At 48.2% G+C, this 23,454-nt stretch carries 2 protein-coding genes (1 of these 2 running past the window's edge); both read left to right on the forward strand.

Annotated elements, in window-relative coordinates; genetic code table 11:
* Positions 1-14,364, forward strand: a complete 14,364-nt coding sequence (locus tag AAFF35_RS12925; protein ID WP_342332929.1) for an amino acid adenylation domain-containing protein — start codon at positions 1-3, stop codon at positions 14,362-14,364.
* Positions 14,361-23,454 carry the 5' portion of an amino acid adenylation domain-containing protein gene (locus AAFF35_RS12930; protein WP_342332930.1) on the forward strand. 5,240 nt of this gene lie beyond the right edge of the window, so 9,094 of the gene's 14,334 nt are visible here — the first part of the coding sequence; the start codon lies at positions 14,361-14,363; the stop codon falls past the right edge of the window. Before AAFF35_RS12925 ends, AAFF35_RS12930 begins: the two co-directional genes overlap by 4 nt.

The raw sequence follows: 23,454 nt of genomic DNA on the forward strand, positions 1-23,454 counted from the left end.
ATGAAAGATCTTATATCAAGATTAAGAAATGAAAATATTCATATTAAGTTATCTGAAGAGGATTTGTCTGTTAGGTTTCCAAAAGGAAAAATAGACGAAGTTCTGTTAGGAGAAATCAAGCTTAATAAAGCGGCTTTAATTGAATATCTAAAAAGAATAAGCTCGCTTGAATATTCAAATAAGGTCATCCCCTTAGTTGACTTATCTTCGGATTATGTATTGTCATCATCTCAACATCGTTTGTGGATATTGAGCCAGTTTGGTGATGGTAATCTCGCTTATAATATCCCTGATGTTTACCTGTTTGAAGGTATGTTGGATATGGCGGGCCTTTCTCATGCTTTTTCTGCACTGATTGAGCGTCATGAGATTTTGCGTACCGTTTTTCGGGACAATGAATCCGGCGATATCCGCCAGGTTATTTTAAGTACGGAGGAACTTGGTTTTAGTATTACTGAAACAGATATGCAGGAAGTTGCAGATCAACAGGAGCAGGTTCAGGAGTTGATTGCAAAAGATTTTAGCGGCACATTTGACCTTGCCCTGGGGCCATTGCTTCGTGCCGGTGTTTACCGTTTAGAAGCTGACCGCTGGATTTTCACCTATGTGATGCACCATATCATCAGCGATGGCTGGTCAATGGAGATTTTAATTAAGGAATTGTTGGCCTATTATAATGCCTATGTCCATGGATCGGAGCTTGTACTTCCTGCCTTGCGTATTCAATATAAAGATTATTCCGCCTGGCAGCAGAAGGAACTTAATGGTGCTTTGCTCAGTCAGCACCGCAGTTACTGGCAGCAGCAGTTGTCAGGTGTTGTCCCTGTACTGAATCTGGCCACAGACCGGCCTCGTCCGCTGATCAAGACCTATAACGGCGGACAGGTTCATGTCGCTTTTGACAGGGAGGCTGTGTCGGGTTTAAGTGTACTGGTGCAATCAGCCGGGGCTACCCTTTTTATGGGGGCACTTGCAGCGGTGAATGCCCTGCTTTACCGTTACAGTGGTCAGGACGACCTGATTGTGGGAAGCCCTATCGCCGGCCGTAACCATTCTGACCTGGAAGACCAGATTGGTTTTTATGTGAACACGCTTGCTTTACGCAGCCGCATTGGAGAGGGGGATAGTTACCGGTCACTGCTGGAGCAGACCCGGGAGATTACCCTGGGGGCTTATGAGCATCAGGTATATCCTTTTGATGAGCTGGTGAATGATCTTCGTTTGCCGGTTGACCGAAGCCGCAATCCGTTATTTGATGTGATGGTGGTTTTACAGAATAAGGATGCTGTACAGTTAGGAAAAGACAATCATAGTCCTGATCACTTAAATATAAGAAGTTATGAATTAGGCGACAACAGTCAGGTGAGTAAGTTTGAACTGAGTTTTAATTTTACAACTGGTGATGATGATTTGCATTTAAATATAGAATATAACAGTGACTTGTATGACCGGGATACGATCACGCGCATGGGCAGCCATCTGAGCTTGCTGTTGTCTGAAATGGTGGATTCCCCGGAAGCACCGATTTCAACGCTGAGCTATCTTTCCGCTGCTGAGCGTGAGCAGTTATTGTCTGATTTTAATGCTACGGATGCACCTTATCCTGCTGATCAGACATTGGTCTCCCTGTTTAAGGAACAGGTTTTACTTCGTCCTTCTGCCATAGCGGTTGTTTATCAGGAAAAAGCGTTGAGTTATGCAGAAGTTGATGCTGCTTCAAACCGTTTGGCACATTACCTGCTATCGGCACATGTTATCGGTAAGGATGCACTGATCGGAATCAGACTGGAGCGTTCGGAGTGGATGATCCTTGTGATCCTGGGTATTCTGAAATCGGGCGGGGCCTATGTTCCAATCGATCCTGAATATCCACAGGACCGGGTTGATTATATTGTTGGCGACAGTGGCTGTGTTTTGGTGATCGATTCAGAATGGCTGTCTGAGTTCCTGCTGGAGGGGGCTTCCTTTAGCGAGGATGAAGTAATTGTTGAGCGGAAGGCTTCTGACCTGGCTTATGTGATTTATACCTCGGGTTCTACCGGCCTTCCTAAAGGGGTGATGGTAGAACATGGAGGGGTCATCAACCGGATTGACTGGATGTGGCGTTATTATGGGTTTAGTTCTTCACTGGTTGTTCTTCAGAAGACAAGTTATACATTTGATGTTTCAGTGGGAGAGATCTTTATGCCTTTGTGCTGGGGTGCAAAGATGATTCTTTGTAGTGGAGGTGATGTGGCGGTGCCGGAACGGATTCTCCGCCTGATCACTGAGCATGGGGTTAGCTATGTTCATTTTGTGGCAGGCATGCTGAATAGTTTTATGTCCTGGGCATTTGAGCAGGAAGATGTGGCGCTTCGTTTAAGCAGCCTGACTGCCCTGGTGACCAGTGGAGAGGCACTTAGCCTGGATACTGTACAGAAGTGGTACCGTAAGTTGTCTGTTCCCATATACAATTTATATGGTCCTACCGAGGCCTCTATTGAAGTAACCCATTATGAACCCCTGGCCGCTGACCAGCTGGTGCCTATCGGGAAGCCGATTTCAAATATACAGATTTACATTGTTGAGCGTCATGGTGATTTGAGTCCTGTGGGTGTTGCCGGTGAGATTTGTATCGCCGGGGTTGGCGTTGCGCGGGGTTATCTGAACCGTCCTGAGTTGAGTGCAGAGAAGTTTGTACCGAATCCTTACCAGCGTGCGGAAGAAAAGCTGCAGGGGCTGAATGAACGGATGTACCTGACCGGAGATCAGGGAAGGTGGCTTAGTAATGGGAACATTGAATTTCTGGGCCGCAAGGATGACCAGGTCAAGATCCGTGGTTACCGGATTGAGCCCGGAGAGATTGAGAACGCTTTGCAGGGGTATCCGGGGATGGTTTCTGCTGTGGTCGTTGCCCGTAAAGGTGCTTCAGCAGAGCAGGAGCTGATTGCCTATGTGGTGAGTGGTTCAGTGCTGGTAATTCAGGAACTGCGTGCCTACCTGGGCAGTAAACTTCCTGCCTATATGGTCCCTTCCCATTATGTGCAGCTGGACTCATTGCCACTGAATGCCAGTGGAAAGACCGACCGCAAGGCATTGCCTGACCCTGAGGGCTTAGGTATGGCCAGTGGGGTGGCATATGTTGCCCCGCGTACAGAGACTGAAGAAAAACTGGTAGAAATCTGGAGTGAACTGCTTGAGGTGCCTCAGGAACGTATCGGTATAGATGATGATTTCCTGAATCTTGGCGGCCACAGTCTGAAGATGATCCGTTTGAGCAGCCAGATTTATAAAACATTTGGGGTAAAGACGGGTCTTCAGGATCTTTTCAGTAAAACGACACTTTGTGCACAGGCAGAATTGATTGGTTTGGCCAATAAAGGTGTCTTTACCAGTATTGCTGTTGTGGAAAAGCAAAGAGATTACCCTTTATCACTTTCTCAGCAGCGTTTGTGGATTCTGAGTTTACTGAACCAGAGTAATATTGCGTACAATGTACCCGGGGTTTATCTGTTTGAGGGTTCATTGGACCTGGGCGGTCTTTCCCATGCTTTTTCATCGCTGATTGAGCGCCATGAGATTTTACGTACCGTTTTTCGCAGCACTGAATCCGGAGATATCCGTCAGGTTGTTTTAAGCGCTTCTGAGTCTGGTTTTAAGATTTCGGAGTGTGATTTTACAGCTGCAGCTGATCAGGATGATGTTGTTCATGAACAGGTCGCAAAGGATATCCGTGCGGCTTTTGACCTTGGGCAGGGTCCCCTGCTTCGTGCGGGTGTTTACCGTTTGAGCGCAAATCGCTGGGTTTTCAGCTATGTGATGCACCACATCATCAGCGACGGCTGGTCGATGGAGATTTTGATTAAAGAGTTATTGGCTTATTATAATGCGTACCTCAGCGGGTCGGTGCCTGAGCTTCCCGGGTTGCGCATTCAGTATAAAGATTATGCTGCCTGGCAGCGTGGGGTGCTTAGTGGTTCTTTGCTGAGCGAACACCGGAGCTACTGGCAGCAGGAGTTATCAGGTACACTTCCGGTACTGGAACTGTCCGGGGACCGTCCCCGTCCTGCGGTGAAGACGTATAACGGGGGACAGGTTCAGGTGACTTTTGATGAGTCTGTTCTTTCGGGTTTACGAAGCCTGATGCAATCAGAAGGGACGACACTTTTTATGGGGTTGCTTGCGGGTGTTAATGCTTTGCTTTACCGTTATAGTGGTCAGGATGATTTGATTGTGGGTAGTCCTATTGCCGGCCGAAGCCACCTGGACCTGGAAGACCAGATTGGTTTTTATGTGAATACGCTGGTGCTTCGCAGCCGCATAGGCGAGGGGGAGAGTTACCGTTCGCTGCTGGAACAGACCCGTAAGGTAGCTCTGGGGGCTTATGACCATCAGGATTATCCTTTTGATGAACTGGTGAATGCCCTTAATCTGCCGGTTGACCGAAGCCGTAATCCCTTATTTGATGTGCAGGTGATCCTGAATAATGAAGGGCCTAACCCTTATATGAAAGCACATGCACCTGAAAGCCTGCTGATCAGTAAATATCAGGGGTCAGGGGTTTTCAAAAGTATATTTGACCTTGTGTTCAATTTCAGTGCAACTGACAGGGAATTACAGTTAACGATAGATTATAACAGTGATATCTATGACCGGGAACGGATCGTCCGTATGGGAAGTCATTTGAGTTCGTTGCTGTCGGAGATGATGGTTTCTCCTGATGCGCCATTCTCAGGTTTGGATTATCTGAGTGTTGCTGAGCGTGAACAGTTGTTGTATGGATTCAATGCGACGGATGTCTCTTATCCGGTTGACCAGACTTTGGTCTCCCTGTTTAGGGAACAGGTTTTACTTGATCCGGATGCCATTGCGGTTGTTTACCGGGAGCGGGAATTGAGTTATGGAGCGCTTGATGCTCAATCTGACCGTCTGGCACATTACCTGGTTTCCAGCCATGGTATCGGGGCTGATGTGCTGGTTGGTTTGCTGGTGGAGCGTTCGGACTGGATGATCATTGCGATTCTCGGGATCCTGAAATCAGGCGGGGCTTATGTTCCGATTGATCCTGCTTATCCCAAAGACCGCATCCGTTATATGGTGGAAGATGCAGGTATCGGATTACTGCTGACCCAGACCGATTATATGTTTGAACTGGATTATTACCAGGGCGCTCTTTTTGCGGTGGATGTCCAGTTGTCAGGGTTGGATGAGGTCTCCGGCGGGCTTCTTCCATGCCGGGCTTCAGATCTGGCTTATGTGATTTATACCTCAGGATCTACGGGAAGGCCCAAAGGGGTGATGATCGGGCATGGGGCTATCGTGAATACGGTTTATGCGCAGCAGTCTGTTTTCGGGGCTCAACATGGCGACCGCCACCTGCAGTTTGCTTCTATATCATTTGATGCATGTGTATCAGAAATTTTTGTGTGTCTTTCCAGCGGAGGCAGTCTTTATGTGGTAGAGGAGGAGGTGAAACAGTCTCCTTTAAGTTTCCAGGATTATGTGAAGCGCCATGGGATTGACATTTGTACGCTTCCCCCGGTTTATGTGAGCCAGCTTGATCTGGGTGATCTTGGAGGTATCCGCAGTTTGATTACTGCCGGGGAGAGCGCAGTCGTTTCGACGGCAAATGAATTTTTAAGTTATGGTAATTATCTGAATGCTTACGGCCCTACGGAGGTGAGTATTTGTGCGAGTGTTTTTCGCATGGAACAGGGCGGGCATGTTGACGCATTGACTGTTCCTGTGGGTAAGCCGATTTCCAATACACGTATCTATATTACCGGCCGTGATGGCGGGTTGAGTGGAGTAGGTATTGCCGGAGAGATTTGTATCAGCGGGGCTGGTCTGGCACGGGGTTACCTGAACCGTGCGGAGTTGAGTGCAGAGAAGTTTGTCCCGAATCCTTACCAGCTTGCGGAAGAAAAGGAGCGGGGAATTAATGAACGGATGTACCTGACCGGAGATCAGGGGCGCTGGCTGGAAGATGGGAACATTGAGTTTCTGGGCCGCAAGGATGACCAGGTTAAGATCCGCGGTTACCGGATTGAGCTTGGGGAGATTGAGGTTGTGCTGCAGGGTTACCCTGATATGGTTTCTGCCGTTGTGATTGCACGTAAAGGTGTTTCAGCAGATCAGGAACTGATTGCTTACCTGGTGAGTGGTTCAGTGCTGGTGATTCAGGAACTGCGTGCCTACCTGGGCAGTAAGCTTCCTGCCTATATGGTTCCTTCCCATTATGTTCAGCTGGATTCATTGCCGCTGAATGCCAGCGGGAAGACCGACCGCAAGGCATTACCCGATCCTGAGGGCATGGGTATGGCAAGCGGGGTAGCCTATGTTGCTCCGCGTACAGAGATTGAAGAAAAGCTGGCCGCGATCTGGAGTGAGGTTTTAAATACCCCCAAAGCGCGTATTGGTATCCATGACAGTTTCTTTGATCTTGGCGGGGATTCTATCAAGTCTATCCAGATTGTGTCGCGTTTAAAACAACAGGGATATTCCTTAACGATCCAGGAAGTGCTTTTATATCCGGTGATCGGAACGTTATCAAAATATGTAAGTGTTGTCGTTCGGGACATTGACCAGCAGCCGGTTGTGGGACTGACAGGACTGAGCCCCATCCAGCGGATGTTTTTTGAAGATTATGGCAGTACACCGGTTCATTATAACCAGTCTGTTTTACTGCGGAGCAGCTCGCGTTTATCGCTGAAGGCCCTTCGCTTAGCGCTGGATAAACTGGTAGAACATCATGACGCCCTGCGTATGGTTTACTACCAGCAGGAGGGAACCTGGTTACAGGAGAATAAAGAGGTCAGCCAGGCTTATGGCTTTGAGGAGGTGGAACAGGAATTGGATGAAGCCGGTTTTGCTTTGTTTTGTGACCATGTTCAGGGCAGTGCCGATTTATCTTCGGGTCCCCTGTTCCGTGCGGTACTTTTCCGTGGGTCAGATGGGTCAGACCGGTTGCTGCTGGTGAGTCACCATCTGGTGATTGACGGGGTTTCCTGGCGTATCATTTTTGAGGATTTATCCTCACTTTATGAGCAGTTCCTGGCGGAGCAGGTGGTGCAGCTTCCTTTGAAGACAGATTCTTTCCGTCACTGGCAGTCCGTACAGGAGGAATATAGCCGGAGTTCGGTTCTTTTGGCGGAACAGGCTTACTGGTCTTTATCAGAAGACTGGCCTTTGGCAGACCTGCAGGCAGACCAGGCCGGCGGGAGTAATTTGTACGGGGACCGGATTTCGGAAAGTTTTTCACTGGACCGCTCCATGACCTCGCTGCTGCTGAACCGCTGTTACCAGAGTTATCATACAGAGATCAATGATATTTTGGTGAGTGGGTTGGTATTGTCCCTTGCGGGAGTTTTTGGTATTGATCATATCCGGATTGGTATGGAAGGCCATGGCCGTGAAGATATCGGTTCGGGCCTTGATGTTACCCGTACTGTAGGCTGGTTTACCACGACTTATCCGGTTTGTATTGACCTGGGTTATGCAGCTGACCGTATCCGTCAGCTGATCGAGGTTAAGGAATGCCTGCACCGGGTTCCCAATAAGGGGATTGGTTATGGCATTCTCCGTTACCTTGGAGGGGCAGGATATCAGTGCCGTCCTTCGGTGACTTTCAATTACCTGGGTGATTTTGGATCCGGGGCCGGTTCTTCAAAAGAGCAAGACGGTGCTGTGTCCCCATCGGCTTCGCTGTTCAGTTTCAGTGGGGATTACCATGGCCGGGAGATTTCCGGAGGGTTGCCCCGTCAGAGTTTACTGGATGTTTCGGGAATGATTGTGGATGGTTGCCTTCAGTTATCGGTGGTTTACAGCGCTGAGCAATACAGCACCGGTCGGATGAGGTCATTGATCAGCCGCTATCAGCAGGAACTGGAGGGCTTGATTCTGGAGTTGTCAGCATCCACTACCGTTCAGCTGAGCCCTGTGGACCTGAGTTATCAGGGGCTGAGTGTGGAACAGGTTCATTCGTTGAATGCTGATGCTTTACTGGAGGATGTTTACAGGCTTGGCCCGCTTCAGGAGGGTTTATATTATCACTGGCTGAGTGCACCTGACTCTTCGGCCTATTTCATGCAGATCAGTTGCCGTTTACACGGGCGGATTGATATTGATTTACTGTCGGAGAGTTACCGGCAGTTAGTGGGGCGTCATGGTGTCCTCCGGACCAGTTTTGTCCGGGATTACGGTGATGTTCCCCTTCAGGTGGTGCGCAAATCGGTAGGTGATGGTTTCCGTTACCATGATGTTGCTGGTGCGGATGATGAGGCAATTCAAAGGTACCGTGAAGAGGACCGTGCTCTGGGCTTTGACCTGGAATCGGGCTCTCAGATGCGTTTGATGGTTTTATGTGTCGGGCCTGAAGCCTATGAACTGATCTGGAGTCATCACCATATCATTATGGATGGATGGTGCAGCAGTATCCTGATCCGGGAGATCTTCCAGATCTATTACAGTTTGATTCAGGGTAAGGTGGCGGAGCTGGGAGAGGCAGTGGGTTATTCAAAATATATCAACTGGTTAGGTCGGGTTGATCAGGGCTCCTCGCTGGGTTACTGGGGAGATTTATTGCGTGGATACGATACTTTGAGCAGTTTTTCCGCAGGGTTTAGTTCTGCAGTTGAGGGTCAGGGGAGGGAGAAGAAACGCATCCGTTTATCTGCAGGGAATGTTAGCCGTCTTGGCGCGTTGTGCAGCAGGTTGGGGGTGACTGAGAATACCTTTATACAATCGGTATGGGGGCTTTTGCTTGGGAAATACAATGACCGTTCAGATGTGGTATTTGGTGCGGTGGTTTCCGGACGTCCTGCAGATCTGGATGGTGTGGAGGACATGATCGGCTTGTTTAGCAATACGGTTCCGGTACGCATCCGTGTATCTCCGGGGATGACTTTTACCGATTTGCTGGCCGCCGTTCAGCAGGAGTCTATTGCCGGAAGTCATTATCATTACACACAACTGGCCGAGGTTCAGCAGCAGAGTGAGCTGGGTTCCGGATTGTTTGATCATGTGCTGGTTTTTGAGAACTATCCTGTTCAGCAGATGGTGGAACAGGGGGCAGGTGATGGAGAGGGTTTACGTTTTGAATCTGTATCTGTTAGTGAGCAGACCAATTATGGGTTGACCGTCACCATTATGCCGGGCGAAGAAATGGAACTTATTGTAGATTATGATCCCTGTTACTATGAGCATGCCCGTATGGAACGTATGGAAGGGCATTTGCTTCAGCTGATTGATCAGGTCCTGGACTTTCCTGAAGATGACCTTTCAGCGCTGAGCTGTCTTTCCGCTGCTGAGCGTGAACAGTTGTTGTATGGATTCAATGCGACGGATGTCTCTTATCCGGTTGATCAGACTTTGGTTTCTTTGTTTAGGGAACAGGTTTTACTTGATCCGGATGCCATTGCGGTTGTTTACCGGGAGCGGGAATTGAGTTATGGGGCGCTTGATGCTGCATCTGACCGTCTGGCACATTACCTGGTTTCCAGCCATGGTATCGGGGCTGATGTGCTGGTTGGTTTGCTGGTGGAGCGTTCGGACTGGATGATCATTGCGATTCTCGGGATCCTGAAATCAGGCGGGGCTTATGTTCCGATTGATCCTGCTTATCCCAAAGAACGCATCCGTTATATGGTGGAAGATGCAGGTATCGGATTACTGCTGACCCAGACCGATTATATGTTTGAACTGGATTATTACCAGGGCGCTCTTTTTGCGGTGGATGTCCAGTTGTCAGGGTTGGATGAGGTCTCCGGTGAGTTTCTTCCATGCCGGGCTTCAGATCTGGCTTATGTGATTTATACTTCAGGATCTACGGGAAGGCCCAAAGGGGTGATGATCGGGCATGGGGCTATCGTGAATACGGTTTATGCGCAGCAGTCTGTTTTCGGGGCTCAACATGGCGACCGTCACCTGCAGTTTGCTTCTATATCATTTGATGCATGTGTGTCAGAAATTTTTGTGTGTCTTTCCAGCGGGGGTAGTCTTTATGTGGTAGAGGAGGAGGTGAAACAGTCTCCTTTAAGTTTCCAGGATTATGTGAAGCGCCATGGGATTGACATTTGTACACTTCCCCCGGTTTATGTGAGCCAGCTTGATCTGGGTGATCTTGGAGGTATCCGCAGTTTGATTACTGCCGGAGAGCGTGCAGTCGTTTCGACGGCAAATGAATTTTTAAGTTATGGTCATTATCTGAATGCTTACGGCCCTACGGAGGTGAGTATTTGTGCGAGTGTTTTTCGTGTGGAGCAGGGCGGACATGTTGACGCATTGACTGTTCCTGTGGGTAAGCCGATTTCCAATACACGTATCTATATTACCGGCCGTGATGGCGGGTTGAGTGGAGTAGGTATTGCCGGAGAGATTTGTATCAGCGGGGCTGGTCTGGCACGGGGTTACCTGAACCGTGCGGAGTTGAGTGCAGAGAAGTTTGTCCCGAATCCTTACCAGCTTGCAGAAGAAAAGGAGCGGGGAATTAATGAACGGATGTACCTGACCGGAGATCAGGGGCGCTGGCTGGAAGATGGGAACATTGAGTTTCTGGGCCGCAAGGATGACCAGGTCAAGATCCGTGGTTACCGTATTGAACCCGGAGAGATTGAGGGGGTGCTACAGGGTTACCCTGATATGGTTTCTGCCGTTGTGATTGCACGTAAAGGTGTTTCAGCAGATCAGGAACTGATTGCTTACCTGGTGAGTGGTTCAGTACTGGTGATTCAGGAACTGCGTGCCTACCTGGGCAGTAGACTTCCTGCCTATATGGTTCCTTCCCATTATGTTCAGCTGGATTCATTGCCGCTGAATGCCAGCGGGAAGACCGACCGCAAGGCATTGCCTGATCCTGAGGGCTTAGGTATGGCCAGTGGGGTGGCATATGTCGCTCCGCGTACAGCGGTGGAAGAAAAGCTGGCGGCGATCTGGAGTGAACTGCTTGAGGTGCCTCATGAACGTATTGGTATTGATGATGATTTCCTGAATCTTGGCGGTCACAGTCTGAAGATGATCCGTTTGAGCAGCCAGATTTATAAAATATTTGAGGTAAAGACAGAACTTCAGGAGCTTTTTAGTAAGACAACACTTTGCGTACAGGCAGCGCTGATTACAGCTGGAAAAAAAGAAACTTTTTCAGGTATTCCGTTGATAGACCTGTCTTCGGATTATGTACTGTCCTCTTCTCAGCGTCGTTTGTGGATCCTGAGCCAGTTTGGCGATGGTAATATTGCCTACAATGCTCCCGGGGTTTATCTGTTTGAGGGTTCATTGGATCTGGGCGGTCTTTCCCATGCTTTTACTGCGCTGATTGAGCGCCATGAGATTTTACGTACTGTTTTTCGCAATAATGAATCCGGTGATATCCGTCAGGTTGTTTTAAGTGCTTCTGAGTCTGGGTTTAAGATTTCGGAGTGTGATTTTACAGCTGCAGCTGATCAGGATGATGTTGTTCATGAACAGGTCGCAAAGGATATCCGTGCGGCTTTTGACCTTGCTCAAGGTCCCTTGCTTCGTGCCGGTGTTTATCGTTTGGGCGCAGATCGCTGGGTTTTCACTTATGTGATGCATCACATCATCAGCGACGGCTGGTCGATGGAGATCCTGATTAAAGAGTTATTGGCTTATTATAATGCGTATGTCAGCGGGTCAGCACCTGAGCTTCCCGGGTTGCGCATTCAGTATAAAGATTATGCTGCATGGCAGCAGAATGAGCTTAATGGTGCTTCGCTGAGCAGACACCGGAGTTACTGGCAGCAGCAGTTATCGGGAACACTTCCGGTACTGGAACTGGCTACAGACCGTCCCCGTCCTGCGGTGAAGACGTATAACGGCGGACAGATACAGGTCGCTCTTGATGGTTTGGCCGTTTCCGGTTTACGAAGCCTGATGCAATCAGAAGGGACGACACTTTTTATGGGGGTGCTGGCAGGTGTTAATGCATTGCTTTACCGCTATAGTGGTCAGGATGATCTGATTGTGGGCAGTCCTATTGCCGGCCGTAACCACTCAGACCTGGAAGACCAGATTGGCTTTTATATAAATACACTGGTGCTTCGCAGCCGTATAGGCGAGGGGGAAAGTTACCGTTCGCTGCTGGAACAGACTCGTGAAGTTACCCTTGGGGCTTATGAACATCAGGTGTACCCTTTTGATGAACTGGTGAGTGACCTTCATTTAGTTGCAGACCGTAGCCGTAATCCGTTATTTGATGTGTTGGTAGAATTACAGCATGCCGAAAATGCCAAAGAAGTTGAGAATAGCTTAGGTGGACTTCAGGTGAGCAACTACAGCAGTGGTGGTATCGATGTGGTGAGTAAGTTTGACCTGCGTTTTGTATTCCGGGCGGGAGTATCAGAGCTCAGTTTAATGATAGAATATAACAGTGATTTGTATGATCGTGAGACGGTTATACGTATGGGTGGGCATTTGAACGCGTTGTTGTCAGAGATGATCATTTCTCCTGATGCAGCATTCTCAGGTTTGGATTATCTGAGTATTGCCGAGCGTGAACAGTTACTGTATGGATTCAATGCGACCGATGTTTCCTATCCGGCTGGGCAGACCGTGGTTTCTATGTTCCGGGAGCAAGTTTTACTTGATCCCGATGCTATAGCGGTTGTTTACCGGGACCGGGAATTGAGTTATGCTGAAGTTGATGCTGCATCCGACCGTCTGGCACACCACCTGGTTTCCAGCCATGGTATCGGGGCTGATGTGCTGGTTGGTTTGCTGGTGGAGCGTTCGGATTGGATGATCATAGGGCTTCTTGGAATCCTGAAATCAGGCGGGGCTTATGTTCCGATTGATCCTGCTTATCCCAAAGAACGCATCCGTTATATGGTGGAAGATGCAGGCATCGGATTACTGCTGACCCAGACCGATTACATGTTTGAGCTGGATTATTACCAGGGGGCTCTTTTTGCGATGGATGTCCAGTTGTCAGGGTTGGATGAGGTATCCGGCGGGCTTATTCCATGCAGGACTTCAGATCTGGCTTATGTGATTTATACCTCCGGATCTACAGGTCAGCCAAAGGGGGTGATGATTGAGCATGGCAGTTTAATGAATTATCTTAACTGGTGTTCCGGATATTATTTTGATGATGGGCTATCGGGTCATTTTGGACTTTACACCTCCCTGTCGTTTGACCTGACTGTAACGAGTATTTTTTGTGGATTGCTGAGTGGCAGAGGGCTTTTTGTTTATGACCAGGATCAGGAGCTGGGTTCGATCCTGAGTGATAGTTTCAGCAGCTCCAGGGGGATTGACAGCATCAAGCTGACCCCTTCTCATATTGAGGTGCTGAAACATTCAGGACTGGTTTCGGGGAATATCAGCTGTGCAATTGTAGGGGGAGAGGAGGTTAGTGTTGCTCATGTTGATGTTTTGAAGGGCATTAATTCAGATATGCGGATTTATAATGAGTACGGTCCCACAGAATCTACAGTGGGTTGTATTGTAAGAGAACTGCAAAATGATGGTTCCCGCATTTTGATTGGGAAGCCGGTTTCCAATACACGCATCTATATTACCGACCGTGATGGCGGGTTAAGTGCAGTGGGTGTTGCCGGAGAGATTTGTATCAGCGGGGCTGGTCTGGCACGGGGTTACCTGAACCGTGCGGAGTTGAGTGCAGAGAAGTTTGTCCCGAATCCTTACCAGCTTGCAGAAGAAAAGCTGCAGGGAATTAATGAACGGATGTACCTGACCGGAGATCAGGGGCGCTGGCTGAGTGATGGGAACATTGAATTTCTGGGGCGTAAGGATGACCAGGTCAAGATCCGTGGTTACCGGATTGAGCTTGGGGAGATTGAGGGGGTGCTACAGGGTTACCCTGATATGGTCTCTGTCGTTGTGATTGCGCGCAAAGGTGTTTCGGGAGTCCGGGAACTGACCGCTTATGTAGTGAGTGGTTCTGTGCTGGTGATTCAGGAATTGCGTGCCTACCTGGGCAGTAGACTTCCTTCCTATATGGTTCCTTCCCATTATGTGCAGCTGGATTCATTGCCGCTGAATGCCAATGGAAAGACAGACCGTAAAGCTTTACCCGATCCTGAGGGCATGGGTATGGCAAGCGGGGTAGTCTATGTTGCTCCGCGTACAGAGATGGAAGAAAAGCTGGCTGCGATCTGGAGTGAAGTTTTAAATATCCCCAAAGAACGTATCGGTATCCATGACAGTTTCTTTGATCTGGGTGGGGATAGCCTGAAAATGATTCGGATAACTACATTAATACATAGGGAATTTGATATTAAGCTAAATATCAATAGTGTTTTCATTAGCCCTATGGTTGAAAGTATTGCTGAGCTTATAAAAGCTGAAAAGTGGATCGAAAATTCAAAAGAAATTAGAAACGGAAATAAAATTACTATTGAAATATGAAGGATATAGTCAATCTAATTATTGAGTTAGCAGAAAAAAAAATTGATATTTATTTACAGGATGGGAAACTGAAACTTGATTTCCCCGAGGGGGATGTCTCGGATTCTATAATTCTTAAAGTAAAATCAAATAAACATAAAATAATTGACTATTTATCTACTCACGTAGGGCGAGAGGTCTTTTCAAATATCCCATTATCAGAGGTTTCTTCGGATTACGAATTGTCTTCGTCACAGCGGCGCCTATGGGTATTGAGCCAGTTTGATGAAGGGAATTCGGCCTACAATGTACCTGCTGTGCATCAGTTTGAGGGGGCATTAGACCTGTCGGGTCTTTCTCATGCTTTTTCAGCGCTGATTGAGCGCCATGAGATTTTACGTACCGTTTTTCGCAGCACTGAATCCGGAGATATCCGTCAGGTTGTTTTAAGTGCTTCTGAGTCTGGTTTTAAGATTTCGGAGTATGATTTTAGGAATGCTGTTAATCAGGATGATGTTGTTCATGAACAGGTCGTAAAGGATATCCGTGCGACGTTTGATCTTGGCCAAGGTCCCTTGCTTCGTGCCGGTGTTTACCGTTTGGGCGCAGATCGCTGGGTTTTCACGTATGTGATGCACCATATCATCAGCGATGGCTGGTCGATGGAGATCCTGATTAAAGAGTTATTGGCGTATTATAATGCTTATGTCAGCGGGTCAGCACTTGAACTTCCCGGGTTGCGCATTCAGTATAAAGATTATGCTGCCTGGCAGCGTGGATCGCTTAGTGGTTCTTTGCTGAGCGAACACCAGAGTTACTGGCGGGAGCAGTTATCGGGTAGACTTCCGGTACTGGAACTGGCTACAGATCGTCCCCGTCCTGCGGTAAAAACTTATCATGGCGGTGAGGTTCAGGTTGTTTTTGCTCAGTCTGTTCTTTCGGGTTTACGCAGCCTGGTGCAGGCAGCCGGGGCTACCGTTTTTATGGGCTTACTTGCAGGCGTTAATGCTTTTCTTTACCGCTATAGTGGTCAGGATGACCTGATTGTGGGAAGCCCTATTGCCGGCCGTAACCACTCAGACCTGGAAGACCAGATTGGTTTTTATGTGAATACGCTGGCGCTTCGCCACCGGATAGCTGAGGGGGACAGTTACCGTTCGCTGCTGGAGCAGGTCCGTGAAGTTACCCTTGGAGCTTATGCGCATCAGGTGTATCCTTTTGATGAACTGGTGAATGATCTCCGTTTACCGGTTGACCGAAGCCGTAATCCATTATTTGATGTGCTGGTGGCTTTGCAGAGCAGTAGTGCTGCAGCTTTAGAAAAAGATAGAAATGCTCCTGATCATTTAAAGATCAGCAGTTATGAATTAGGTACAGACAGTCATGTGAGTAAGTTTGAACTGAGCTTTAACTTCATGGCAGATGATGATGATCTGCATTTAAATATAGCATATAACAGTGACTTGTACGATCGTGAGACGATTATACGTATGGGTGGGCATTTGAACGCATTGCTGTCGGAGATCATCGTTTCTCCTGAAGCGCCACTTTCCACACTGTGTTATCTTTCCACTGCTGAGCGTGAACAGTTATTGTCTGGTTTCAATGCCACTGAGGCAACCTATCCGGCTGATCAGACACTGGTTTCTTTGTTCCGGGAACAGGTTTTACTTGATGCTGATGCTATCGCGGTTGTTTATCAGGATATCGCCCTGAGCTATGGCGAACTGGAGTCCTCTTCAAACCGTTTGGCCGCGTACCTGATTTCAACTTATGGCATTGTCAGCGAAGAGTTGATCGGTATAAAACTGGAGCGTTCCGAATGGATGATCATTGCGATCCTTGGGATCCTGAAATCAGGAGGTGCTTATGTTCCTATTGATCCTGCTTATCCACAGGAACGAATTGATTATATCAGTAAAGACAGCAATTGCCGCGTCATTATTGATGCACAATTGCTGGCTGATTTCATGCCGTTGAGTGCCGGATGGAGTGAGGCTGCTCCGGAAGTTGAGGTGAGTCCGTCGGCTCTGGCTTATGTGATTTATACTTCCGGTTCCACAGGAACACCTAAAGGGAGTTTAGTGACACATCATAATGTGGTCAGGTTGTTCAGGACTGATCAGCCGCTGTTTGATTTTGGCCGTTCAGATGTTTGGACGATGTTTCATTCCTATTGTTTTGATTTTTCAGTTTGGGAGATGTACGGTGCCTTGCTTAACGGCGGGAAGCTTGTCGTTGTTTCTTCAGAGGTGTCTAAGGATCCTTTATCATTTTTAGAGGTGCTGAGAAACCATCAGGTGACGGTGTTGAACCAGACCCCTTCGTCATTTTATAACCTGATGAAAGAAGAGCTGGATGCTGTGACCAATGATCTTGGTTTACGTTATGTGATCTTTGGCGGGGAATCCCTGAGCCCGTCCCGTCTTGGATTGTGGCTGGACCGTTATCCGGATACCTCTTTGATCAATATGTACGGGATTACAGAAACTACCGTCCATGTGACCTATAAAAAGCTGACGCGTTCAGATATTTTGAACAACAGTCATAATATTGGCCGCCCGATTCCCACATTGAGTTGCTATGTTCTGGACAGCCTGCAGCAATTGTTACCTATAGGTGTTCCGGGAGAACTTTATGTAGGTGGGGAAGGTGTTTGCCGTGGTTATTTAAACCGGGAAGAGTTAACGAAATTGAGGTTTCTGAATGATTTGTTGAAGGATGGGGAACGTGTTTACCGGACCGGAGATAAAGCGAGGATGCTGGCTAACGGAGAAATTGAATATCTGGGACGTCAGGATGATCAGGTGAAAGTGCGTGGATATCGTATTGAATTAGGAGAGATTGAGTCCGCTCTGTCCGGTTATCCAGGTCTGTTATCGTCTGTGGTACTTACCCGTTCGGGTTCATCAGGAGATCAGGAACTGATCGCTTATGTAGTTAGTGATGCTACTTTGTCGTCTCAGGAATTACGGACCTACCTGTCGGGTAAGCTGCCTTCTTATATGATTCCGGGATATTATGTTCAGCCCTCTTCCTTGCCACTGACCAGCAATGGTAAGATTGACCGCAAGGCGCTTCCCAATCCTGAAGGCCTGGGTGTGGCAAGTGGGGTAGCTTATGTGGCCCCCCGCAATGATACCGAAGAAAAGCTTGCAGAGATCTGGAGTGAAATTCTTGACATACCCAAAGCCCGTATTGGTATCTATGACAGCTTCTTTGATCTGGGAGGGCATAGCCTGAAAGTGATTCAGCTAAGCAGTCAGATCTACAAAGTTTTCAATGTAAAGGCAAACTTTCAGGAACTTTTTGGCAAAACTGTTCTCTTTGCCCAAGCTGAGCTGATTGTTTTTGCCGAAAGGGGGAGTTACTCCGCTATACAATTGGTTGATTTATCTTCCGAATATGTATTGTCATCATCTCAACGTCGTTTATGGATATTGAACCAGTTTGGCGATGGTAATGTCGCTTATAATATGCCTGGTGTTTACCTGTTTGAAGGTATGTTGGATATGGCGGGTCTTTCTCATGCTTTTTCTGCACTGATTGAGCGTCATGAGATTTTGCGCACTGTTTTCCGGAACAATGAATCAGATGATATCTGCCAGGTTATTTTAAGTACGGAGGAACTTGGCTTTAGTATTACTGAAACAGATATGCAGGAAGTTGCAGATCAACAGGAGCAGGTTCAGGAGTTGATTGCAAAAGATTTTAGCGGCACATTTGACCTTGCCCTGGGGCCATTGCTTCGTGCCGGTGTTTACCGTTTAGAAGCTGACCGCTGGATTTTCACTTATGTGATGCACCATATCATCAGCGATGGCTGGTCAATGGAGATTTTAATTAAGGAATTGTTGGCGTATTATAATGCCTATGTCCATGGATCGGAGCTTGTACTTCCTGCCTTGCGTATTCAATATAAAGATTATTCTGCCTGGCAGCAGAAGGAACTTAATGGTGCTTTGCTCTGTCAGCACCGCAGTTACTGGCAGCAGCAGTTATCGGGTGTTGTCCCTATACTGAATCTGGCCACAGACCGGCCTCGTCCGCTGATCAAAACTTATAACGGCGGACAGGTTCATGTCGCTTTTGACAGGGAGGCTGTGTCGGGTTTAAGTGTACTGGTGCAATCAGCCGGGGTTACCCTTTTTATGGGGGTACTTGCAGCGGTGAATGCGCTGCTTTACCGTTACAGTGGTCAGGAAGACCTGATTGTAGGAAGCCCTATCGCCGGCCGTAACCATTCTGACCTGGAAGACCAGATTGGTTTTTATGTGAACACGCTTGCTTTACGCAGCCACATTGGAGAGGGGGAGAGTTACCGGTCACTGCTGGAACAGACCCGGGAGATTACCCTGGGGGCTTATGAGCATCAGGTATATCCTTTTGATGAGCTGGTGAATGATCTTCGTTTGCCGGTTGACCGAAGCCGCAATCCGTTATTTGATGTGATGGTGGAGTTACAACATGTCCAAAGTTCCGAAGAAACTGAGAATGACATGGGTGGACTTAAGGTGAGCAATTACGACTGTGATGTATCTACCCTGAGCAAATTTGATCTACGTTTTGTGTTTCATACAGGAGGAACATCTGGGCTCAGTTTATTAATAGAATATAACAGTGACTTGTATGACCGGGATACGATCACGCGCATGGGCAGCCATCTGAGCTTGCTGTTGTCTGAAATGGTGGATTCCCCGGAAGCACCGATTTCAACGCTGAGCTATCTTTCCGCTGCTGAGCGTGAGCAGTTATTGTCTGATTTTAATGCTACGGATGCACCTTATCCTGCTGATCAGACATTGGTCTCCCTGTTTAAGGAACAGGTTTTACTTCGTCCTTCTGCCATAGCGGTTGTTTATCAGGAAAAAGCGTTGAGTTATGCAGAAGTTGATGCTGCTTCAAACCGTTTGGCACATTACCTGCTATCGGCACATGTTATCGGTAAGGATGCACTGATCGGAATCAGACTGGAGCGTTCGGAGTGGATGATCCTTGTGATCCTGGGTATTCTGAAATCGGGCGGGGCCTATGTTCCAATCGATCCTGAATATCCACAGGACCGGGTTGATTATATTGTTGGCGACAGTGGCTGTGTTTTGGTGATCGATTCAGAATGGCTGTCTGAGTTCCTGCTGGAGGGGGCTTCCTTTAGCGAGGATGAAGTAATTGTTGAGCGGAAGGCTTCTGACCTGGCTTATGTGATTTATACCTCGGGTTCTACCGGCCTTCCTAAAGGGGTGATGGTAGAACATGGAGGGGTCATCAACCGGATTGACTGGATGTGGCGTTATTATGGGTTTAGTTCTTCACTGGTTGTTCTTCAGAAGACAAGTTATACATTTGATGTTTCAGTGGGAGAGATCTTTATGCCTTTGTGCTGGGGTGCAAAGATGATTCTTTGTAGTGGAGGTGATGTGGCGGTGCCGGAACGGATTCTCCGCCTGATCACTGAGCATGGGGTTAGCTATGTTCATTTTGTGGCAGGCATGCTGAATAGTTTTATGTCCTGGGCATTTGAGCAGGAAGATGTGGCGCTTCGTTTAAGCAGCCTGACTGCCCTGGTGACCAGTGGAGAGGCACTTAGCCTGGATACTGTACAGAAGTGGTACCGTAAGTTGTCTGTTCCCATATACAATTTATATGGTCCTACCGAGGCCTCTATTGAAGTAACCCATTATGAACCCCTGGCCGCTGACCAGCTGGTGCCTATCGGGAAGCCGATTTCAAATATACAGATTTACATTGTTGAGCGTCATGGTGATTTGAGTCCTGTGGGTGTTGCCGGTGAGATTTGTATCGCCGGGGTTGGCGTTGCGCGGGGTTATCTGAACCGTCCTGAGTTGAGTGCAGAGAAGTTTGTACCGAATCCTTACCAGCGTGCGGAAGAAAAGCTGCAGGGGCTGAATGAACGGATGTACCTGACCGGAGATCAGGGAAGGTGGCTTAGTAATGGGAACATTGAATTTCTGGGCCGCAAGGATGACCAGGTCAAGATCCGTGGTTACCGGATTGAGCCCGGAGAGATTGAGAACGCTTTGCAGGGGTATCCGGGGATGGTTTCTGCTGTGGTCGTTGCCCGTAAAGGTGCTTCAGCAGAGCAGGAGCTGATTGCCTATGTGGTGAGTGGTTCAGTGCTGGTAATTCAGGAACTGCGTGCCTACCTGGGCAGTAAACTTCCTGCCTATATGGTCCCTTCCCATTATGTGCAGCTGGACTCATTGCCACTGAATGCCAGTGGAAAGACCGACCGCAAGGCATTGCCTGACCCTGAGGGCTTAGGTATGGCCAGTGGGGTGGCATATGTTGCCCCGCGTACAGAGACTGAAGAAAAACTGGTAGAAATCTGGAGTGAACTGCTTGAGGTGCCTCAGGAACGTATCGGTATAGATGATGATTTCCTGAATCTTGGCGGCCACAGTCTGAAGATGATCCGTTTGAGCAGCCAGATTTATAAAACATTTGGGGTAAAGACGGGTCTTCAGGATCTTTTCAGTAAAACGACACTTTGTGCACAGGCAGAATTGATTGGTTTGGCCAATAAAGGTGTCTTTACCAGTATTGCTGTTGTGGAAAAGCAAAGAGATTACCCTTTATCACTTTCTCAGCAGCGTTTGTGGATTCTGAGTTTACTGAACCAGAGTAATATTGCGTACAATGTACCCGGGGTTTATCTGTTTGAGGGTTCATTGGACCTGGGCGGTCTTTCCCATGCTTTTTCATCGCTGATTGAGCGCCATGAGATTTTACGTACCGTTTTTCGCAGCACTGAATCCGGAGATATCCGTCAGGTTGTTTTAAGCGCTTCTGAGTCTGGTTTTAAGATTTCGGAGTGTGATTTTACAGCTGCAGCTGATCAGGATGATGTTGTTCATGAACAGGTCGCAAAGGATATCCGTGCGGCTTTTGACCTTGGGCAGGGTCCCCTGCTTCGTGCGGGTGTTTACCGTTTGAGCGCAAATCGCTGGGTTTTCAGCTATGTGATGCACCACATCATCAGCGACGGCTGGTCGATGGAGATTTTGATTAAAGAGTTATTGGCTTATTATAATGCGTACCTCAGCGGGTCGGTGCCTGAGCTTCCCGGGTTGCGCATTCAGTATAAAGATTATGCTGCCTGGCAGCGTGGGGTGCTTAGTGGTTCTTTGCTGAGCGAACACCGGAGCTACTGGCAGCAGGAGTTATCAGGTACACTTCCGGTACTGGAACTGTCCGGGGACCGTCCCCGTCCTGCGGTGAAGACGTATAACGGGGGACAGGTTCAGGTGACTTTTGATGAGTCTGTTCTTTCGGGTTTACGAAGCCTGATGCAATCAGAAGGGACGACACTTTTTATGGGGTTGCTTGCGGGTGTTAATGCTTTGCTTTACCGTTATAGTGGTCAGGATGATTTGATTGTGGGTAGTCCTATTGCCGGCCGAAGCCACCTGGACCTGGAAGACCAGATTGGTTTTTATGTGAATACGCTGGTGCTTCGCAGCCGCATAGGCGAGGGGGAGAGTTACCGTTCGCTGCTGGAACAGACCCGTAAGGTAGCTCTGGGGGCTTATGACCATCAGGATTATCCTTTTGATGAACTGGTGAATGCCCTTAATCTGCCGGTTGACCGAAGCCGTAATCCCTTATTTGATGTGCAGGTGATCCTGAATAATGAAGGGCCTAACCCTTATATGAAAGCACATGCACCTGAAAGCCTGCTGATCAGTAAATATCAGGGGTCAGGGGTTTTCAAAAGTATATTTGACCTTGTGTTCAATTTCAGTGCAACTGACAGGGAATTACAGTTAACGATAGATTATAACAGTGATATCTATGACCGGGAACGGATCGTCCGTATGGGAAGTCATTTGAGTTCGTTGCTGTCGGAGATGATGGTTTCTCCTGATGCGCCATTCTCAGGTTTGGATTATCTGAGTGTTGCTGAGCGTGAACAGTTGTTGTATGGATTCAATGCGACGGATGTCTCTTATCCGGTTGACCAGACTTTGGTCTCCCTGTTTAGGGAACAGGTTTTACTTGATCCGGATGCCATTGCGGTTGTTTACCGGGAGCGGGAATTGAGTTATGGAGCGCTTGATGCTCAATCTGACCGTCTGGCACATTACCTGGTTTCCAGCCATGGTATCGGGGCTGATGTGCTGGTTGGTTTGCTGGTGGAGCGTTCGGACTGGATGATCATTGCGATTCTCGGGATCCTGAAATCAGGCGGGGCTTATGTTCCGATTGATCCTGCTTATCCCAAAGACCGCATCCGTTATATGGTGGAAGATGCAGGTATCGGATTACTGCTGACCCAGACCGATTATATGTTTGAACTGGATTATTACCAGGGCGCTCTTTTTGCGGTGGATGTCCAGTTGTCAGGGTTGGATGAGGTCTCCGGCGGGCTTCTTCCATGCCGGGCTTCAGATCTGGCTTATGTGATTTATACCTCAGGATCTACGGGAAGGCCCAAAGGGGTGATGATCGGGCATGGGGCTATCGTGAATACGGTTTATGCGCAGCAGTCTGTTTTCGGGGCTCAACATGGCGACCGCCACCTGCAGTTTGCTTCTATATCATTTGATGCATGTGTATCAGAAATTTTTGTGTGTCTTTCCAGCGGAGGCAGTCTTTATGTGGTAGAGGAGGAGGTGAAACAGTCTCCTTTAAGTTTCCAGGATTATGTGAAGCGCCATGGGATTGACATTTGTACGCTTCCCCCGGTTTATGTGAGCCAGCTTGATCTGGGTGATCTTGGAGGTATCCGCAGTTTGATTACTGCCGGGGAGAGCGCAGTCGTTTCGACGGCAAATGAATTTTTAAGTTATGGTAATTATCTGAATGCTTACGGCCCTACGGAGGTGAGTATTTGTGCGAGTGTTTTTCGCATGGAACAGGGCGGGCATGTTGACGCATTGACTGTTCCTGTGGGTAAGCCGATTTCCAATACACGTATCTATATTACCGGCCGTGATGGCGGGTTGAGTGGAGTAGGTATTGCCGGAGAGATTTGTATCAGCGGGGCTGGTCTGGCACGGGGTTACCTGAACCGTGCGGAGTTGAGTGCAGAGAAGTTTGTCCCGAATCCTTACCAGCTTGCGGAAGAAAAGGAGCGGGGAATTAATGAAC

The sequence above is a fragment of the Pedobacter sp. FW305-3-2-15-E-R2A2 genome (assembly GCF_038446955.1).
In the GTDB taxonomy this organism is placed as follows: domain Bacteria; phylum Bacteroidota; class Bacteroidia; order Sphingobacteriales; family Sphingobacteriaceae; genus Pedobacter.